Here is a 16,694-nt window from a genome sequence, read left to right as displayed (position 1 = left end):
GATCAGTTCCCTTCACTCGGCGCGTAGGCGACGGCCTGGATCTCGATGAGCAGGTGCGGGTGCGGCAGCTGGTGCACGGCGACGGTCGTGCGCGCCGGGCCGGTTTCGTCGAAATAGCGGCCGTAGACCTCGTTGTAGCCGCCGAAGTCGTTCATGTTCACGAGGTAGCTGGTGACCTGCACAACGTCGGCGAGGCTCGCGCCGACTGCGGCGAGGATGTCGGTGATGTTCTCGAGCACGGCGGCGGTCTGCGCGCGGATGTCCAGTGTCGTCGTGCCGAACTCGTCGGCCTCGGCGCCGGCGAACGTGTTGTCGGGCCGGCGGCTGCTGGTGCCGGAGACGAACACGAAGTCCCCGGCGCGCTTCACGTGCGGGAAACGGCCGCGCGGCGTCGCTTTCCCTTCGACGGTCTTGGCTCGGCTCATCGCTGTCCTCCTTGGCCGGGTGTCACCGAGAAACGCGCCCGGCCGAGGCCGGACACGGTGGCGCTCACGTGCGTGCCGGCCCGCAGTGCGACGGCGGGGGTCGCGGCGCCGGCCAGCAGTACGGTCCCCGCGGGCAGCGGGATCCCGTACCGCCGAGCCAGGCGGACGGCAGCGGGGATCGCGCGCAGCGGATCGCCGAGGATCGCCGCGGTGGAGCCCGCGCAGGCGAGGCGACCGTCCACCTCGAGCAGCACGCCGCGGTTGTCGAGCCCAGCGGCGGGTGACCGCCACGGCCCGAGCACCACGGCAGCGGCCGAGGTGTTGTCGGCGACGACGTCGGCGAGGGAGAACTTGAAGTCGCGGTAGCGCGAGTCGATCACCTCGACCGCGGGTGCGACGGCCTCGACCACCGGTCCGTGGCCGGTGTCCTCGCCCAGCCGGAACGCGACCTCGGGCTCACACCGCGGGTGGAGGAACCCACCGAGGTCCAGCTCGTCGCCGTCTGCGAGCACCATGCCGGAGGTGAGCCTGCCGATGATCACGTCGGAGACGCCCATCTGCGCGGCCTTGGTCTTGCTGGTGAACCCCAGCTTCACGCCGTACTCGCGTTCGCCGCGGGCCAGCCGGCGGCCGGCGAGTTCACGCTGCACCGCGTAGGCGTCGTCGAGCGACAGGTCGTGGCCGGCCGACAGCTGAGCGCACGGCGTGCGGGTGGTGGCGGCTTCGTCGAGCCGCGTGGCGAAGTCCTCGATCATGCCGGCGCCGCCTCGCGAGCCGCCACCAGGTCGAGCGCGACGTCGACGAGCATGTCCTCCTGGCCGCCGACGAGCCCGCGCAGCCCGGCTTCCAGCAGGATCGCCCGCACGTCGAGCCCGTAGCGGGCCGCGGCGCGTTCGGCGTGCAGCAGGAAGCTGGAGTAGACCCCGGCGTAGCCGAGGGTCAGCGTTTCTCGGTCCACGCGCACCGGTCGGGTCTGAAGTGGACGGACGAGGTCTTCGGCCGCGTCCTGCAACGCGAACAGGTCGCAGCCGTGGTCCCACGCGAGCAGATCGGCGACGGCGATGAACGCCTCGATCGGCGTGTTCCCCGCACCCGCACCCTGCCCGGCGAGCGACGCGTCGACCCGGTACGCGCCGTGCTCGACGGCGGTGACACTGTTGGCCACGGACAACGAGAGGTTCTCGTGCGCGTGGATGCCGATCTGCGTGCCGGGGGCGAGGACCTCGCGGTAGGCATCGATCCGGGCGGCGACCTCGCGCATCGTCAGACGGCCACCCGAATCAGTGACGTACACGCAGTGCGCGCCCGCCTGTTCCATGATCTTCGCCTGCGCCGCCAGGCCTGCGGGCGAATTCAGGTGACTCAGCATCAAGAACCCGGCCACGTCCATGCCGTTCTCGCGCGCCCAGCCGATGTGCTGGATCGCGATGTCCGCCTCGGTGCAATGCGTCGCGATCCGCACACTCGAGACACCGAGATCCCGCGCGGCCCGCAGGTCGTCGATCGTGCCCACACCCGGCAACAGCAGCGTGGTCAGCTTGGCGCGCTGGACCACCTCGGCCGCCGCGGCGATCCACGCGGCATCGGTGGCGGCGCCGTGGCCGTAGTTCACGCTGGAGCCGGCCAGCCCGTCGCCGTGGGCGACCTCGATGGCGGCGACGCCTGCCTTGTCGAGCGCGGCCGCGATCGTGGCGACCTGGTCGACGGAGTAGCGGTGGCCGATGGCGTGCATGCCGTCCCGCAGGGTCACGTCCTGGACGTAGAGCTTGCCGGTCATCGCACGGCTCCTTCGGTCGGCACGCGCACGAGGCGTTCGGCGGTCCGCAGCGCGGCGGAGGTCATGATGTCGAGGTTCCCGGCGTATTCCGGGAGGTAGTGACCGGCGCCGGAGACCTCCAGGAACACCCCGATCTTCACGCCGCGGAACGCGCGCCCGAGCGAAGGCAGGAACGGCTCGTCGACGCGGTCGAACTGCACGCGCTGCTTGAGCCGGTAGCCCGGCACGTAGTCCTGGACCCGCGCGACCATCTCTTCGACCGACGCGCTCACGGCGGATTCGTCCACTTCGGACTCCTCCACCAAGCAGAACACCGTGTCGCGCATGGTGATCGGCGGGTCGGCGGGGTTGAGCACGATGATCGCCTTGCCGCGCCCGGCGCCGCCGACCGTCTCGAGCGCCCGCGCGGTGGTCTCGGTGAACTCGTCGATGTTCGCCCGGGTGCCCGGGCCGGCCGAGCGCGCCGAGATCGTCGCGACGATCTCCGCGTAGGCCACCGGGGTCACCGAAGACACCGCGGCGACGATCGGCGTGGTGGCCTGACCGCCGCAGGTGACCATGTTGACGTTCGGCGCGCCGAGGTGCTCTTCGAGGTTCACGGTCGGCACCACGTACGGCCCGATCGCCGCCGGCGTGAGGTCCACGAGCTGCTTGCCGCAGGCGCTCAGGACTTCGTTGTTGTGGCGGTGCGCGCCGGCCGACGTCGCGTCGAAAACCAGGCGGATGTCCGCGAACCCGGGCAGCCCGACGAGCCCGCCGACGCCTTCGTGCGACGTCGCGACCCCGAGCCGGCGCGCCCGCGCGAGCCCGTCGGAGGCCGGGTCGATGCCGACCATGGCGACGACTTCGAGCTCGCTCGAGAGCCGTTTGACCTTGAACATCAGATCGGTGCCGATGTTGCCCGACCCGATGATCGCCACCGGGGTGCTCATGCGCGCTTCCCTCCGTCCGGTCCGCCGGTGAAGTTCACCCGGACCTCTCCGATGTCTTCGAACCGCGCGAGGTAGCCCCCGGGCCCCGTGACCGGCACCATCGGCCCCCACGTACCGGCCAGGACCACTTCCCCGGCCCGCAGCGGCGCCCCGCGGCGCGCGACCTCCCCGGCGAGCCACGCGACCGCGACCGCGGGCGAGCCGAGGCAGGCGGCGCCAACCCCCGTCGACACGGGCTCACCGCCGTGTTCAAGCACCAGCCCCAGCCCGGCGAGGTCTGCTTCGGACAGCTTGCGCGGCCGGGTGCCGAGCACGAGCGCGCCACTGGAGGCGTTGTCCGCGACCGTGTCCGTGATGCGGATGTCCCAGCCGGCCACGCGCGAATCGACGATCTCCAGGGCCGGCAGCACGAAGTCCGTGGCGCGCAGGACGTCGACCACGGTCGCGCTCCCGGGCAGGTCGGCACCGAGGACGAACGCGACCTCGCCCTCGACGCGTGGCTGCAAGAAGCGCTCCAGCGGCACGTCGGCGCGGTCGCCGTACACCATGTCGTCGAGCAGTACCCCGAAATCGGGCCGGTCGACGCCGAGCTGGCGCTGCACGGCAACCGAGGTCAGGCCGATCTTGCGGCCGACGATCCGGCGCCCGCTCGCGACCTTGGTCTCGATGATCCGGCGCTGCACCTCGTAGGCGGCGTCGAGGTCGTCCTCGCCGAGGACGTCGCGCACCGGCTGCACGGGCGTGCGGTCACGCTCGGCCCGGTGCAGGCGCGCGATCGCGGTGTCGATGGCCGCGTCGACCCGGGCGTTCACAGGGCCACGCACACGTTCGTCGGCTGCGTGTAGAAGTGCAGCGAGTGCACTCCACCCTCACGGCCGATGCCGGAAAGCCCGTTGCCGCCGAAGGGTGAGCGCAGATCTCGCAGGTACCACGTGTTGACCCACGACATGCCCACGCGCAGCGCGCCCGCGACGCGGTGGCCGCGGTCGAGGTTCGTGGTCCACACGGCGCCGGCGAGACCGTAGTCGGTGTCGTTGGCCAGCCGGATCGCCTCGTCCTCGGTGTCGAACGGCATGAGCGCCGCGACCGGCCCGAAGATCTCCTCCCGCAGCGTGCGGTGGGAGTTGTCGAGGCCCGTCCACAGCGCCGGGCGCACCCACGCACCGCCTTGGAACTCTTCGCCGAGGTCCGGGACCCCGCCGCCGGCGAGGAGTTTCGCGCCCTCCTGCTCGGCGAGTTCGTAGTACGACAGCACTTTCTGCCGGTGCCGGCGCGAGATCAGCGGGCCCGTGGTGGTCTCGGGGTCGTCGGGGCGGCCGAAGCGCAGGGCGTCGGCGCGCTCGGCGAGCCCGGCGGCGACCTCGTCGAACACGCCGCGCTGCACGTAGATCCGCTCGGTGCACAGGCAGATCTGGCCGGTGTTGGTGAACGTCGAACGGGCGAGGCCGTCGACGGTCTTGGCGAGGTCGGCGTCGTCGAACACCACGGCCGCGTTCTTGCCGCCGAGCTCGAACGACACGGGCAGCACTCGCGGCGCGACGGCCCGCATGATCGCCGAACCGGTGCGTGATTCGCCGGTGAAGGTGACGCCGTCGACGCCCGGGTGCGTCGTGAGGAACTCGCCGGCCGAGCCGGGGCCGAAGCCGTGGACCACGTTGTACGCGCCGTCGGGCGTGCCGGCTTCGGTGATGATCTCGGCCAGCAGCGTCGCGCTCGAGGGCGTTTCCTCCGATGGCTTGACCACCACGGCGTTGCCCGCGGCCAGCGCCGGCGCGACCTTCCACGTGAGCAGCAGCAGCGGCAGGTTCCACGGCACGATCACCGCGACCACGCCGAGCGGCTTGCGCAGAGCGTAGTTCAGCGCGCGCCCGGCCGGGGTTTCGGTGAGGAACGAGTCGAGCCCGGCCGCGGCGATCGTGTCGGCCGCGGCGCGGAAGTTCGCGGCGGCGCGCGACACGTCGAGCCGGCGGGCCAGGTCGAGCGGCTTGCCGGTGTCGGCGACCTCGGCGGCGAGCAGGTCGTCGAAGCGCTCGTCGATGCGGTCGGCGATCCGGCGCAGCACCACCACGCGCTCGGCGGCCGAGGTCCGGCCCCACGCGCCGTCCAGCGCCGCGCGGGCGGCGCGCACCGCGCGGTCGACCACCCCCTGGTCGGCTTCCTCCACTCGGGTGACCAGCGTCCCGTCGACGGGGCTGACCTTGTCGAACAGGTCGCCCCCGCTGTCGGTGAACCGACCGCCTGCGAAGCTCTTGAGCACCGTCATGTCCGCCTTCCCGCTCCCTCGATTCGCTCTGTGCTCATGGTCGCCACCTCCAGCTATGCCTGACAAATGCCAAAGGTTTAAGTTGATATGCGCAAATGGCTATAGTGCGGGGACAGGAGGCTGAGTGATGGCACCCCACGAGCTCCCGCGGCTACTCGACGGCCGGATGAAGTTCCGCCACCTCGTGCTGCTCGACGCGATCTCGCGCCGCGGCACCATCGTCGGCGCCGCCGCCGAACTGCACGTGACGCAGCCGGTGGCCACGCGCGGCCTGCGTGAGCTGGAGGAGATCCTCGAGGTCGAGTTGTTCGAGCGCGGCCCACGGGGACTGACGCCGACCGTGTACGGCGAGGCGTTCACCGAACACGCGCGGGCGATCCTGGCACAAGCCCGCCAGGCGGCCCGGCACGTCGTGGAGCTGGCGGGCGCCGAGCGCGGCACGGTGGTCGTCGGCACCCACCTGTTCGGGTCGAACGTGCTGCTGCCGCGGGCGATCGCCGCGCTGAAGGGCGAACGCCCGAACCTGACCGTGGCCGTGCGCGACGGCACACCGGAGTCGCTGCTCGTGGAGCTCGCCGCGGGCCGGCTCGACCTGATCGTCGGCCGGCTCACGCAGATCTCCGACGAAGGGTTCCTGCGGCGGAAGCTCTACGACGAGTCGGTGGTCCTGGTCGTGCGCGCGGACCACCCGCTGGCCGGCGCGGAGACCGTGGACCTCCCGACAGTGGCCGGCTACCCGTGGATCCTGCCCGGGCCGGAGACGGCGCTGCGGCGTGAGCTCGAGGAACTGTTCCACGACAACGACGTGCGGCTGCCCGCGAACCGCGTCGAGGCGACGTCGTTCCTGACGGTGCGCCAACTGCTGCGTGACACCGACGTGGTGGCCGCTCTGCCGCGCCTGATCACCGAAGAAGACCCGGGCATCGTCCGGCTGCCGCTGTCGCTCGAGCCGATCGGCCACAGCGTCGGCCTGACGCTGCCGGCGGCGCGCACGCCGACCCCGTCCGCGAGCGCGCTCATTGACAAGCTCGTGGCCGAGGCCGGCGAGGTGAACCGGCGGCTTCGCCCCGGTTAGCTCCGGCCCGGCCGGGCGAGTTCGTCGCCGAGGTCGTGGTACTGCGACTTGTGCCAGACCAGGGGCAGCAGGTCCTCCCGCGGCGTCGACCCGTAGTCGAGGGATTCGCCGACGAAGATCGTGTGGTCACCACCGTCGTAGGCGGCCCACTTGCGGCACACGAACCACGCGAGCGCGCCGGCGACCGTCGGGCACCCGTGCTGCCAGTCCATGTCCACGTCGAGCGCCACGCTCCACGGCTGGCGCGCGTAGAAGTCGGCGACGGTGCCCTGATCCTGGCCGAGGATGCTGAGGCCGTAGTGGCCGTCGGTGCCGTGCAGCAGCTGGTGCATGCGGCCGGGTTTGTTCACGCTCACCGCGCACAGCGGCGGATCGAGCGACACGGACGCGAACGAGCTCGCGGTCATCCCGTGCACCCCACCGTCCTCGTCGACGACCGTCACCACGGACACCCCGCTGGGGAAGTGGCGCAGCGCCTTGCGGAACCGGAGCGCGTGCGGATCAGTGGGCGCGTACGTGCTGCGTGGTGTCCCCACGGCCGTCCTCCTCGACTCGCGCCACCCTCTACCAGCGGCGATGTCCGTCCATCGTCGCGTCCCCCGCCATGCCCGTCCAATGCCGATCCGCGCCCCGGCCATACCCGGACTGGCATACGGTGGGCGCTGCGGGGGACCCTCGCCTGCTCGTCCTGCGCGGCCCGTCGGGCGCCGGCAAGACCACGGCCGCGCGCGCCCTGAGCAGACGCTCGGGCCGGGGCACGGCGCTGATCGAACAGGACGTGATCCGCCGCGAGATCCTCTGGGAACACGGTGTCCCCGGCGGAGTCACGCCCGGACTCCTCGATGTGATGTGCCGCCACACTCTCGCGGCCGGCTGCCAGGTGATCCTCGAAGGCATCCTCCACGAACGCCGCTACGGCCCGACGCTGCGCCGTCTCGTGGCCGACCACCGCGGACCTTCGCTGGTCTGCTTCTTCGACATCCCGTTCCCCGACACGGTGCGCCGCCACGCGACGCGCCCGCAGTCCGCCGAGTTCTCGCCGGCGGACATGCTGGGCTGGTACGTGCCCGACGACCGTCTTCGCGTGCCGGGCGAGGTGGTGCGGGGGCCGGACGTGTCGCCGGCCGGCACGGTGGCGCTGCTCGACGCCGCGTGCCGTGATCCGACCGGGCGAGCCGGCTGATCGTCTTCAGCTCAGGGCGGTCTCCGGCTCGGGGCGCTCCACCGCCCCGAGCGCGGGCCGCGGTCACGCCGGCGGGGTGTCTCCCACCACCACCCCCGCAGCAGGGCTCGTGGTAATCCGGGCAGCCCGGTCGCGGCGCCACAGCGCGAGGGCACACCCGATCGCCACCAGCGCCGGAATCGTCGCGATGAGCAGGATGGTCCCGGACGGCACGGTCAGGGCCAGGAGCAACCCGGCGCCCGCCGGGCCGGCGACGGAGCCGAGGCGGCCCAGTGCGGCGGACCAGCCGACGCCGGTGGTGCGGGCGCCGGCGTCGTAGAGGGCGACGGCGAGGGCGGTCTGGCCGATGTGGCCCGCGATGATGCCGACCCCAGCGACCGTCAGGACGAGCAGGAGCAGCACGCCGGACAGGTGTGCCGCGCCGGCGACGAGCATGAAGACCACGCCCAGGGCGGGCAGCACGACGAGGGCGCGCATGATGCCGATCCGGGCCGCGACGGGGATGAGCACCAGGCCACCGATGATGCCGCCCAGGCTGACGAACGCGAGGCCCAGCGGGGCTTGCGTGCGGGTGAACCCGTAGCTCGTCAGCAGGGTCGGCGCCCACGAGATGAGGGTGTACGACGAGGCGAACACGAGGAACGAATACGCCCACAGCAAGCCGGTGTTCGTGCGCAACTCGGAGCCGAACAGCCGCAGCACCGAAGCCCCGCGCGGGGAAACGGCGACGGTGACCGCAGGGGGCAACCCCACGAGCATCGCCGCGAACACGACCACCGTCGCCGCGCCGGCGAGCCAGAAGACGCCCGTCGGGCCGAGGACGGTGATCAGCTTGCCGCCGAAGAAACCGCCCAGGGTGGCGCCCGCCGCGAGGCCCAGCGTGACCGCGACGGAAACCCGCGAGCGGTACGCCGGTGAGAAGTGCTCGACCGCGAACGACACCGCCGCGGGCAGCACCGCGCCGAGGCCGAGGCCCGACACCAGGCGCATCACCGCCAGCAGCGCCAGGGAGTGCGACGGCAGCACCACGGCCGTCAGCACCGTGCCGGCCGCGAACAGGCCGACGCCCGTCAGCAGCACGCACCGCCGGCCGAAGCGGGCGCACAGCCGGCCGGCCGCGAGGTACCCGACGACCGTGCCGGCGTTCGTGGCCACGATCGCGAGCGTGAACGCCGCGGCGGTCGCGTGCCACTCGTGCGCCAGCGACGGGAGGGAAAACGACAGCGCGGCCGTGTCGAACCCGTCGACGAGAACCGCGAGGAAGGACAGGACCAGAGCTCTGAACCGCACAGCTTGCCTCCGAAAGACCAAGCCCCCCGCGAACCCTACGAAAAGTCGGGACTCCACAACGGTTCTGGGACTTCGGCGCCGAACGCGCCGTCCCACCCGTTGCGCCGCGCCACCTCGTGCACCGGGCGCCGCTTCGCCGCAATCCCCCAGCGGCCGAGCGGGTAGCCGAACGCCAGCATCGCGCCGAGGCTCCAGCCCTCGTCCACCGGCACGCCCAGCAGTTCGCACACCGTGGACTCTTCGAAGCGCAGCAACGTGCTCAGCACCCCGCCGATGCCCTCGGCGCGCGCGGCGAGCATCGCGCTCCACACCGCCGGGAACACGTTGGCGCCGTAGTGCGCTTCGGCGGTGAACAGGAAGACCAGCAACGGCGTTTCCGCGAAGTGCTCCCCGAAGTAGTCGCCGGAGCGCTTGATCTGCGAACGCATGGTTTCCCACCATTCGTCGCGGTCGTGGTACTTCACCACACCGAGCCGGCCCGCCACGATGTCGGCGTACTCGCGCTCGCGGCAGCGCGCGTAGACGTCCGCGAGCTTGGCCTTCAGCCCCGGGTCGTCGACGACCACGAACCGCCACGGCTGCGTGTTGCCGCCGTTGGGCGCGCGGATCGCGGCGTCGAGGATGCGGCACTGGCTCTCCATCGAGATCGGATCGGGTTTCATGCGCCGCATGACCCGCGTGGTGTAGAGCGCTTCGTAGACGTCCACTGTTCACCGAACCCTCATAGTCGAACTCGAATCGAGTTTGAATATTGGGCACGGAAGACGCCCGTGTCAAGCACTCCAGCTGTGTAAACTCACCGCGTGAGCGCCGGGCAGCAGCCGTGGCAGCAACTGCTGCCCCCTCAGGAACGCGGTCGCGCGCGCCGCGCGAAGATCGTCGAAGCGGCCACGAAGCTCATCGACGAACACGGTCCGCACAGCCCCGAGGTGACGCTGCGCGCGATCGCCGACGGCGCGGGCACGTCGGCGGCCACGATCTACCACTACTTCCCCGACGTCGACTCCGTGATCGCCGCCGTCGCCGCGCAGTACATGGAGAACCTGATCGCGGCCGTCGAACGTGTGCACGCCAAGCACCACGAGTCGTTCCACGACCTGCTCGACGCCAACATCACCTCGTACCGCAAGCACTTCGCGAAGTGGCCGGGCCTGCGCGAGCTGTGGTTCGACCGGCGCGCATCGGACAACGTGGTCCTCATCCACGCCCACTACCGCGAAACGCTCACCGAGCTGTGGCGGCAGAAGGCGACGGAGTTCAAGGGCGCGCCGGTCGACGCGATGACGTGCCGGATCGCCATCGAGATGGTCGGCGCGCTGTGGGACTTCGCGTTCAGCCTCGACCCCCGCGGCGACGAGCGGGTCGTGGCCGAGATCCGCGAACTCGCCCACGACTACTACCGCCGCCGCGTCGGGATCTGAGCTCAGACCGCCGGCGTTGCCACGATCGCCGGGTCGCGGCGGTTACCTCACCAGTTGTCGCTGACGACCCACCAGCGAACGCCGTCGAACATCAGGGAAGCTTGGGATTCACCCTGTTCCACGGGCTTTCCGCCAGGCGTGGTCGAAGCGATGCCGGCGTAGTGCACGATCCCGAGCGCGCCGCCCTTCTTGGCCACCGTCGACACGTCGATGATCTTGGTGACGTACTCGTACCACCCGGACTGGTCGTGCACGTCCTGGACGGCCTTCAGGAAGTCGGGGAGCGAATTGTTGCTGATCGTCGTCGCACCGGCGTCCGGTTGCCCCAGTGACATGAACACCGCGTTCGGCACGACGAGTGAGCGCAGCCGATCGCTGTTCCACTTTCCCCGCGGGCCGTTCAGCGACTCGTGCAGCGCGGTGACGATGGCCCGCGGTGAGGACACATCGGACGGACGCGGCTTCGGGGCCAGAGCCGCCAGCTCGTCGTGCGTGTGGGTCCACGACGCGTACACCGAACCAGGTGGCGGCACGGGAATGTCCGGCGCCTGCGTGGCCGAGGATCGCGCCACTGGGGCGGACGTGGCCGCCCCGGCGGTCCCGGCCGCGAACGTCAGCCCCAGGACGGCCGTCGACGCCACTCGCCACACCGTTTTCCGGTTCACTGAGTGCAATCGCATGCCCACGACCATGGCAGGTCGGCCGACTGGTCGAACACCCGATCACCACGACGACGGGGAGGTTCAGGAAGGCGCCGTGCCCCTCCGGTGCCGGACAGCCCTACTTCTCGGGGGCCAGCACCACGTCGAACCGCACGCGGCTCCATGTGGCGTCGCCGAGGTCGCGCCCGTCGGGCGTCGGCGCGCCCGCGGGCTGCTGCCCGAACGGCAGCACCAGCGACTCCCGCACGGCGAACACGACGTCGGACAGGTCGTCGCCCTGCACGAAGATGTGTGTGACGAGCCGCCGGTGGCCCTCGTGGGTGACCATGAAGTGCAGGTGCGCGGCCCGCCACGGCGAGCGGCCGGCGGCTTCGAGCAAGCGGCCGACGGGACCGTCGGTGGGTAGCGGGTAGCGCGTCGGCGTGAGGGCCCAGAACCGGTAGTTCCCGTTCTCGTCGGCGAAGACGTGGGCGCGACCGGCGACGCGGCCGTCGGTGTACTGCACGTCGTAGTAGCCGTCCTCGTCGTTCTCCCACACCTCGAGCCGCGCGCCCGGGAGCGGCTTCCCTTCGGGGTCGGTGACCGTGCCCTCGACCCAGCACGGCTGCCCGTGCGCGCCGGCCGCGATGTCGCCGCCGTTGGGGACTTCCGGCGAGCCCTCGTGGTAGAAGGGCCCGAACACGGTCGCCTCGGTCGCGTTCCCGAAGAGCTGGTTGCTCACGGCGACGGTCTGCATCGAAACGCCCAGCACGTCGGAGAGCATGATGAACTCCTGGCGGCGGTCGTCGGTGATGTGGCCCGTCTGCGTCAGGAACTCGATCGCCGTGTTCCACTCCTGCTCGGTCAGCCGCGTCTCCCGCACGATCGCGTGCAGGTGGCGCACGACCGAGGTCATCACCTCGCGCAGCCGCGCGCTCGGCGCGTCCGCGAACGACGCCACGACCTCCTCGACCAGGCCTTCTTCGACCTCGGTCTGGCCGGGCGAAACCGCTCCACTCATCTGGTGTCCTCTCTCGGGTGCCGGACGCCAGCATCGCGGCGGCGCAAGACGCGCGCCGGTGGGGCGGCCGGGCCGGGCAAGGAGACGGCCGACGCGGTCAAGCGGAGCGGATCGCCGAGGGTGGCACGCCGTAGTGCTCGCGAAACGCGCGGGTGAAGTGGGCGTGGGAGGCGAACCCGCACGCGTGCGCGACGCGCGAGATCGGCGCGGCCGGATCCGTGGTGAGCCGCTCGTAGGCCGAGCGCAGCCGCCGTTCCCGGATCACCCGGCCCACGCCGCCCTGGCTGAACACGCGGGTGAGCTGGCGGTTGCTGAGTCCCACCGCGGACGCGACCGACGACGTCGTGAGCCCGCGGTCGCCGAGGTGGGCGTCGATGTGGGCCAGCACGCGGCGGCGGTGCTGCGCGGCCAGCGGGTGGCGCTCCCCCTCGGCCAGCTCGGTCAGCAGCGCGCGGATCCGCGCCTCCGTGCCGGGGCCGGCGAGCGGCGGCGCGGCCAGCAGGTCACGCAACAGGCGCGCCAGGTCCGCGGCCGGGCTGCCGGTGGTGTCGGTGAGGGAGAACCGGCGAGTCGTCGGGGTCAGCGGCGCCGCGCTGGCGGTCAGCTCCTCGAACGTGGGCTTGGGCACCATCAGCACGTACTCGCGCAGGCCCTGGGCGAACCCGCGCAGGAACGGGTGGTCGAGGTCGCACACCAGCAGCGTGCCCGGCTGCTGCAGCCGGATCCCTTTGTCGTGGTAGAAGAACGCTTCCCCGAACAGCGTGAAGTACAGCGCCACCCGGCCGCTCTCGTTGCGCCGGATCAGTCGCCGGTCGCGCTCCACGACGTGCGCCGTCGCGGTGATGTTCGCGATCTTGAACTCGCCGACGAGAAGCGACGTCTCCCAGCCCTCGAACGACCCTTGCGTGAGCGTCCGGCAGGCCAGCCGCACCAGCGTCTCCTCGTTGTGCTGCTCCCACAACGCGAACCGGCGCGCTTCGCGCAGCCCGCAGGTGGTGAAGGTGCGATAGGGGTAGGGCTCCACGCGGTGACGGTAGAGCAGTTCTCCGCGGGGGACCAGCCGTTCCCGTGCCAATCACCGCAATGATCGGGCCGGGTAGCGCGTTCGGGCAACCCCGGATCATCCTCACGATTATGCCCGGCCACTCAGGACAGCGGTTGACTCTCCCCCACCACAGCGCACACGAGGGGACTTTCCGTGGACACCACTACGAAACCCATGCCGACCGCCCGGCAGCGGATCGAGCCGATCGATCCCCGCGCGCCACAGCCATTCGAACGGACCGTAGGTGAAGCGCGAGAGCCACCACCCAGATCGGCACGTACAACAGCAGGAGCAGCGCCGCCGGGATCGTCCACACCGAAGCGCGCCCACCACAGCGAGGCCGAGGATCGCGTGGGGGAGGTAGCTGGTGAGCGCCATGCGGCCGTAGCGCTGCAGCGGCAGCAAATCGGCGCGCAACAGGGCCGAGCGCAGCAGGAGCATCCGCCCGGTGAGGTACGCAACGGCCGCGACGACCGCGAGGTTTCCTCCAGCACGCGCCAGGTTCTCGTCAGCCGGTGACAGCGACAAGGTCCACGCCCACAGCGCGATCGTCGCGATCCCGGTGACCGCGAAGAGCTTCCGGATCGCCGGCACGTGCCGCTCGGCCGTCAGCAGACCGGCACGCAACGCCCAGCACCCGAGCACGGTGTGGCCGAACGACTGGACCGCGGCGCCCGTCGCCACCCACTAAACCTGGCCGATTCCCGTGCCGGCGTAGTGGTCCGCGAGGGCAACGCCGGTGGTGGCGAGGTCGGCGCCGAGGCCCACGACGAGGCCGACGGCGAGCAGAACCCGTTGCGGGGCCCGGAAGAACAGGGCGAGCACGGCGCCGTTGAGCGCGTACACGGTGAGCACGTCCGGTGCGTGCAGCACCGTCAGGTTCACCAGGCCGAACACGAGCAGGAGGCGCATCCGGCGCAGGTACGGTGCCCAGAAGTTCCCCCGACGTACAGGAACCTGCCCGACGGACGGTTTCGCTGATGCAGTGCGGGCCGGTTCGCGCCGTGCGGACCGGGCCTGCTCAGTGCGTTCAGCGGGCTCAGGCGGGCGCGCCGGCGCCGGCGAGGACCTGCAGGGCCTGCTTGCCCTGCTGCCGCAGCGCGGGCAGCAGCGGGCGCACCGGCTCGGGCAGCCCGGACAGCACGACGTCGACCTCCTCGGGAGTGCCGACCTGGTCGAAGAAGCCGACCATGAGGTGCGGCGCGATCGGCGGGGCCGTCGCGATCACGTGCTGCGAGAACTTCGCCCACTTCTCAGCGGGCAGGTGCTCGCGCAGGGCCGGGAACAGCACCGGCTCCTCGTGCTCCAGGTGCTGGTGGATGAGGTCGCGGACGGCGACGGCCGCGTCGCGCAGCGCGGGGCGGCCGGCGTCGCTCTCGAGCGGCACGGCGGCCAGGGCGTCGAGCTTGCGGTCGAGTTCGTCGTGCTCGTCGCCGAGGTCAACGAGGCCCTTGCCCGCGTCCGGGGCGACGGCGGTGATCAGCGGCCACAGCTCGTCGTCCTCGGACTCGTGGTGGTGGTGCAGGTTCTGCACGAGGAAATCGCGCAGCTCGGCCAGCGCCGGCAGCGGCACCGCCGGGTCGGCGGCGCCTTCGGCCAGCAGCGTGGTGGCGCGGCGGTGCAGGTCGTGGGTCAGGCGGGTCTCGACGACCGCCACGACGTCAGTCAGGGCTTCGCTCATGGCCTCCACTGTGTTGGGTATAGGGTCTCCAATCAATCTGTTTGCCCCTTCGGACCGCACGTCTGCCCGCTCCGGCACCGGGGCTGACCAGGGTGAACCGGTTCGCCTCGAGATCCGTTGACCGCGGTCTTCGAATGTTTCCGACGCCTCGCCCGAGGTGCACGCGATCGGCGTAATCGCGGGACAGGCCCCGGGACAGGAACCTCCCGCGCCGTTGTCCGAGCCCGATCTTCGTCCCTAGCATCGTCGGCACAGCAGCCGACAACGATGTCAGCATCGGGGAACGGAGCCTGCATGTCCGAGCGCACGGGGGAAGGGAAAGTCGGCCGGCGGGGGTTCCTCGCCCTGGCCGGGGCCGGAGCGGCGGGGGCCGCGGGGCTCGCCGCGGCACCGCCCGCCGCGGCGGCGGCGCCACCCGGCCCGGCGCCGCGCACCGTGTACACGCTGCCCACGCTCGAGTTCTCCGACGAACGGACCCAGAACCTCGTCGGCGCCCGGTACGAAGACGCGCTCACCGACGTCGTCGGCATCAACACCGCCTACGCCGACCCGCCGACCTACGACAAGGCCGGCCTGCTGACCTACCCGCCGGGCACGTTCGTCCGTGCCGGTGGCGGTTATCCCGCGCCGCAGCGCTGGACGCGCGACGCCGCCGTGAACGCGTGGAACGCCGTGAGCCTGCTGGGTCCGGCGGTCGGCCGGAACACGCTGCTGTCCGTTGTGGACGAGGGGCCGATCGTCCAGCAGGACAACCAGTGGTGGGACCAGATCGTGTGGGTGCTCGGCGCGTGGCACCACTACACCGTCACCGCAGATGCGGATTTCCTCGCCACCGCCTACGAAATCGGAGTCGCGACGCTCGCGCAGCGCAAGGCGAAGAGCTTCGACACCACCCGCGGTCTGTTCAAGGGCCCCAGCTTCATGAACGACGGTATCGCCGGGTACCCCGCGCCGCCGTGGGAGCCGGGCATCCATTCGTCGTTCGTGCTGGACTACCCGCAGTCGGCCGAACTGCTGTGCCTGTCCACGAACTGCCTCTACCACGGCGCTTTCCTGGCCCTCGCGAACCTGGCCCGTGCACTGCACAAGGATGGCCGCGCGCACGAAGCCGACGCCGCGAAGCTGCGCACCGCGATCAACGCGCACTTCTGGCGCGCGGACGCCGGCACGTACGGCTACTTCGTCCACGGCACCGGTCCGCTCGCCGGGCAGCTCGACGCATCGCAGGAAGGCGCGGGGCTGGCGTTCGCGATCCTGCTCGGCGTGGCCGACGACACGCGGATCGCGTCGCTGCTGCGGACCGCGCACTGGGAGCCACACGGAATCGTGAACAGCTACCCCCACTTCGCGCGGTTCAGCGACGAGAAACCCGGGCGGCACAACGTGGTCGTGTGGCCGATGGTGCACTCGTTCTTCGGCCACGCCACCGCGCACGCCCGCCGCGCGGACCTGTTCGGCCGCGCCGTCACCGACCTCGCATCGCTCGTCACCGCCACGAACGGCAACTTCTACGAGATCTACGACAGCAAAACCGGTGCTGTACAAGGCGGCTGGCAGACCGGCGGCTCGGGCAACCTCGAGCAGTTCACGTCGCAGCCCGACCAGGCGTGGTCCGCGACCGGTTACCTCCGCATGCTCTACGCCGGCCTGTTCGGGCTCACCTTCACCCCGGACGGCCTGCAGTTCGCCCCGTGCCTGCCGGCCGGCTGGGGCACGGCGACGCTGCGCGGTCTGTCCTATCGGGACACCACGCTCGACGTGACACTGCACGGCTCGGGCACTCGCGTGTCGGCGTGCACTGTGGACGGGCGACCGGCGCCGCCGAAGCTCCCGGCCGGCCTGTCGGGCCACCACGACGTGCGGCTCACGCTCGAGTAGCCGGCCGCCGGAACACTCTGCGCCACTCGAGCAGGGTGACCTCGCGCGCGACGATCTCGTCC

Annotated in this window: 19 protein-coding genes; 4 read left to right on the top strand and 15 right to left on the bottom strand. The window is 71.3% G+C overall.

Translation table 11 applies throughout. From position 1 onward, the window contains the following. Positions 1–2: 2 nt before the first annotated feature. The 6 genes from I6J71_RS03515 to I6J71_RS03490 are packed head-to-tail and all read right to left on the bottom strand — an operon-like array spanning position 3 to position 5,397. The gene (locus I6J71_RS03515; RefSeq protein ID WP_204093403.1) at positions 3–425 is read right to left on the bottom strand and encodes a RidA family protein; all 423 of its coding nucleotides are present in this window, start codon (positions 423–425) and stop codon (positions 3–5) included. Further along, positions 422–1,180 (bottom strand): 2-keto-4-pentenoate hydratase, encoded by a 759-nt coding sequence (locus I6J71_RS03510; protein ID WP_204093402.1) that lies wholly within the window; start codon positions 1,178–1,180, stop codon positions 422–424. Before I6J71_RS03510 ends, I6J71_RS03515 begins: the two co-directional genes overlap by 4 nt. Further along, complete coding sequence (gene dmpG / locus I6J71_RS03505) at positions 1,177–2,202, bottom strand: 4-hydroxy-2-oxovalerate aldolase (RefSeq protein ID WP_204093401.1); 1,026 nt, start codon at positions 2,200–2,202, stop codon at positions 1,177–1,179. Before dmpG ends, I6J71_RS03510 begins: the two co-directional genes overlap by 4 nt. After that, on the bottom strand, positions 2,199–3,134 hold the full coding sequence (locus tag I6J71_RS03500) for an acetaldehyde dehydrogenase (acetylating) (protein ID WP_204093400.1): 936 nt from the start codon (positions 3,132–3,134) through the stop codon (positions 2,199–2,201). The genes dmpG and I6J71_RS03500 overlap by 4 nt, the downstream gene beginning before the upstream one ends. Further along, a complete protein-coding gene (locus I6J71_RS03495; protein ID WP_239154401.1) occupies positions 3,131–3,946 on the bottom strand; it encodes a 2-keto-4-pentenoate hydratase in 816 nt (271 codons plus the stop codon). Before I6J71_RS03495 ends, I6J71_RS03500 begins: the two co-directional genes overlap by 4 nt. Further along, positions 3,943–5,397, bottom strand: coding sequence for a 2-hydroxymuconic semialdehyde dehydrogenase (locus tag I6J71_RS03490; RefSeq protein ID WP_204093399.1), 1,455 nt, complete (start codon positions 5,395–5,397; stop codon positions 3,943–3,945). The genes I6J71_RS03495 and I6J71_RS03490 overlap by 4 nt, the downstream gene beginning before the upstream one ends. 127 nt (positions 5,398–5,524) lie before the next feature. Between I6J71_RS03490 and I6J71_RS03485 the strand changes: the two genes are divergently transcribed. Continuing rightward, positions 5,525–6,472: a LysR substrate-binding domain-containing protein gene (locus I6J71_RS03485; RefSeq protein WP_204093398.1), complete on the top strand. Its 948-nt coding sequence runs from the start codon at positions 5,525–5,527 to the stop codon at positions 6,470–6,472. On the opposite strand, the gene I6J71_RS03480 is transcribed toward I6J71_RS03485, so the two are convergent. Then, on the bottom strand, positions 6,469–7,008 hold the full coding sequence (locus I6J71_RS03480) for a flavin reductase family protein (protein ID WP_204093397.1): 540 nt from the start codon (positions 7,006–7,008) through the stop codon (positions 6,469–6,471). The genes I6J71_RS03485 and I6J71_RS03480 overlap by 4 nt on opposite strands. 119 nt (positions 7,009–7,127) lie before the next feature. Between I6J71_RS03480 and I6J71_RS03475 the strand changes: the two genes are divergently transcribed. After that, a complete protein-coding gene (locus I6J71_RS03475; protein WP_204093396.1) occupies positions 7,128–7,655 on the top strand; it encodes an AAA family ATPase in 528 nt (175 codons plus the stop codon). A gap of 63 nt (positions 7,656–7,718) precedes the next feature. On the opposite strand, the gene I6J71_RS03470 is transcribed toward I6J71_RS03475, so the two are convergent. Continuing rightward, a complete protein-coding gene (locus I6J71_RS03470; RefSeq protein ID WP_204093395.1) occupies positions 7,719–8,945 on the bottom strand; it encodes an MFS transporter in 1,227 nt (408 codons plus the stop codon). Positions 8,946–8,980: 35 nt separating this feature from the next. Then, the gene (locus tag I6J71_RS03465) at positions 8,981–9,652 is read right to left on the bottom strand and encodes a nitroreductase family protein (RefSeq protein WP_204093394.1); all 672 of its coding nucleotides are present in this window, start codon (positions 9,650–9,652) and stop codon (positions 8,981–8,983) included. Positions 9,653–9,748: 96 nt separating this feature from the next. On the opposite strand from I6J71_RS03465, the gene I6J71_RS03460 reads away from it, so the two are divergent. Continuing rightward, positions 9,749–10,366 carry a TetR/AcrR family transcriptional regulator gene (locus tag I6J71_RS03460; protein WP_204093393.1) on the top strand — a complete coding sequence of 206 codons (618 nt, stop codon included), beginning with the start codon at positions 9,749–9,751 and terminating at the stop codon, positions 10,364–10,366. Between the two features lie 47 nt (positions 10,367–10,413). Here the strand turns inward: I6J71_RS03460 and I6J71_RS03455 are convergent, their stop codons facing one another. The 6 genes from I6J71_RS03455 to I6J71_RS03430 form a co-directional block, all read right to left on the bottom strand. Beyond that, positions 10,414–11,046: a hypothetical protein gene (locus I6J71_RS03455; protein ID WP_204093392.1), complete on the bottom strand. Its 633-nt coding sequence runs from the start codon at positions 11,044–11,046 to the stop codon at positions 10,414–10,416. 100 nt (positions 11,047–11,146) lie between these two features. After that, positions 11,147–12,028, bottom strand: a complete 882-nt coding sequence (locus I6J71_RS03450; RefSeq protein ID WP_204093391.1) for a dioxygenase — start codon at positions 12,026–12,028, stop codon at positions 11,147–11,149. A 97-nt stretch (positions 12,029–12,125) separates the two neighbouring features. Further along, the gene (locus I6J71_RS03445; protein ID WP_204093390.1) at positions 12,126–13,052 is read right to left on the bottom strand and encodes an AraC family transcriptional regulator; all 927 of its coding nucleotides are present in this window, start codon (positions 13,050–13,052) and stop codon (positions 12,126–12,128) included. Between the two features lie 108 nt (positions 13,053–13,160). After that, positions 13,161–13,757 (bottom strand): DUF418 domain-containing protein, encoded by a 597-nt coding sequence (locus I6J71_RS03440; RefSeq protein WP_204093389.1) that lies wholly within the window; start codon positions 13,755–13,757, stop codon positions 13,161–13,163. Positions 13,758–13,760: 3 nt separating this feature from the next. Further along, complete coding sequence (locus tag I6J71_RS03435; protein ID WP_204093388.1) at positions 13,761–13,985, bottom strand: hypothetical protein; 225 nt, start codon at positions 13,983–13,985, stop codon at positions 13,761–13,763. A 127-nt stretch (positions 13,986–14,112) separates the two neighbouring features. Continuing rightward, the gene (locus I6J71_RS03430; protein WP_204093387.1) at positions 14,113–14,754 is read right to left on the bottom strand and encodes a hemerythrin domain-containing protein; all 642 of its coding nucleotides are present in this window, start codon (positions 14,752–14,754) and stop codon (positions 14,113–14,115) included. A gap of 294 nt (positions 14,755–15,048) precedes the next feature. Here I6J71_RS03430 and I6J71_RS03425 point away from each other — a divergent pair, with 294 nt between their 5' ends. Further along, positions 15,049–16,632, top strand: a complete 1,584-nt coding sequence (locus tag I6J71_RS03425; protein ID WP_204093386.1) for a glycosyl hydrolase family 65 protein — start codon at positions 15,049–15,051, stop codon at positions 16,630–16,632. Positions 16,633–16,694 lie beyond the last annotated feature (62 nt).

The organism is Amycolatopsis sp. FDAARGOS 1241 (assembly GCF_016889705.1).
Taxonomy (GTDB): Bacteria; Actinomycetota; Actinomycetes; order Mycobacteriales; family Pseudonocardiaceae; genus Amycolatopsis.
Note: the sequence above shows the minus strand (reverse complement) of the source record. Positions and strands in the feature narration are given on the sequence as shown.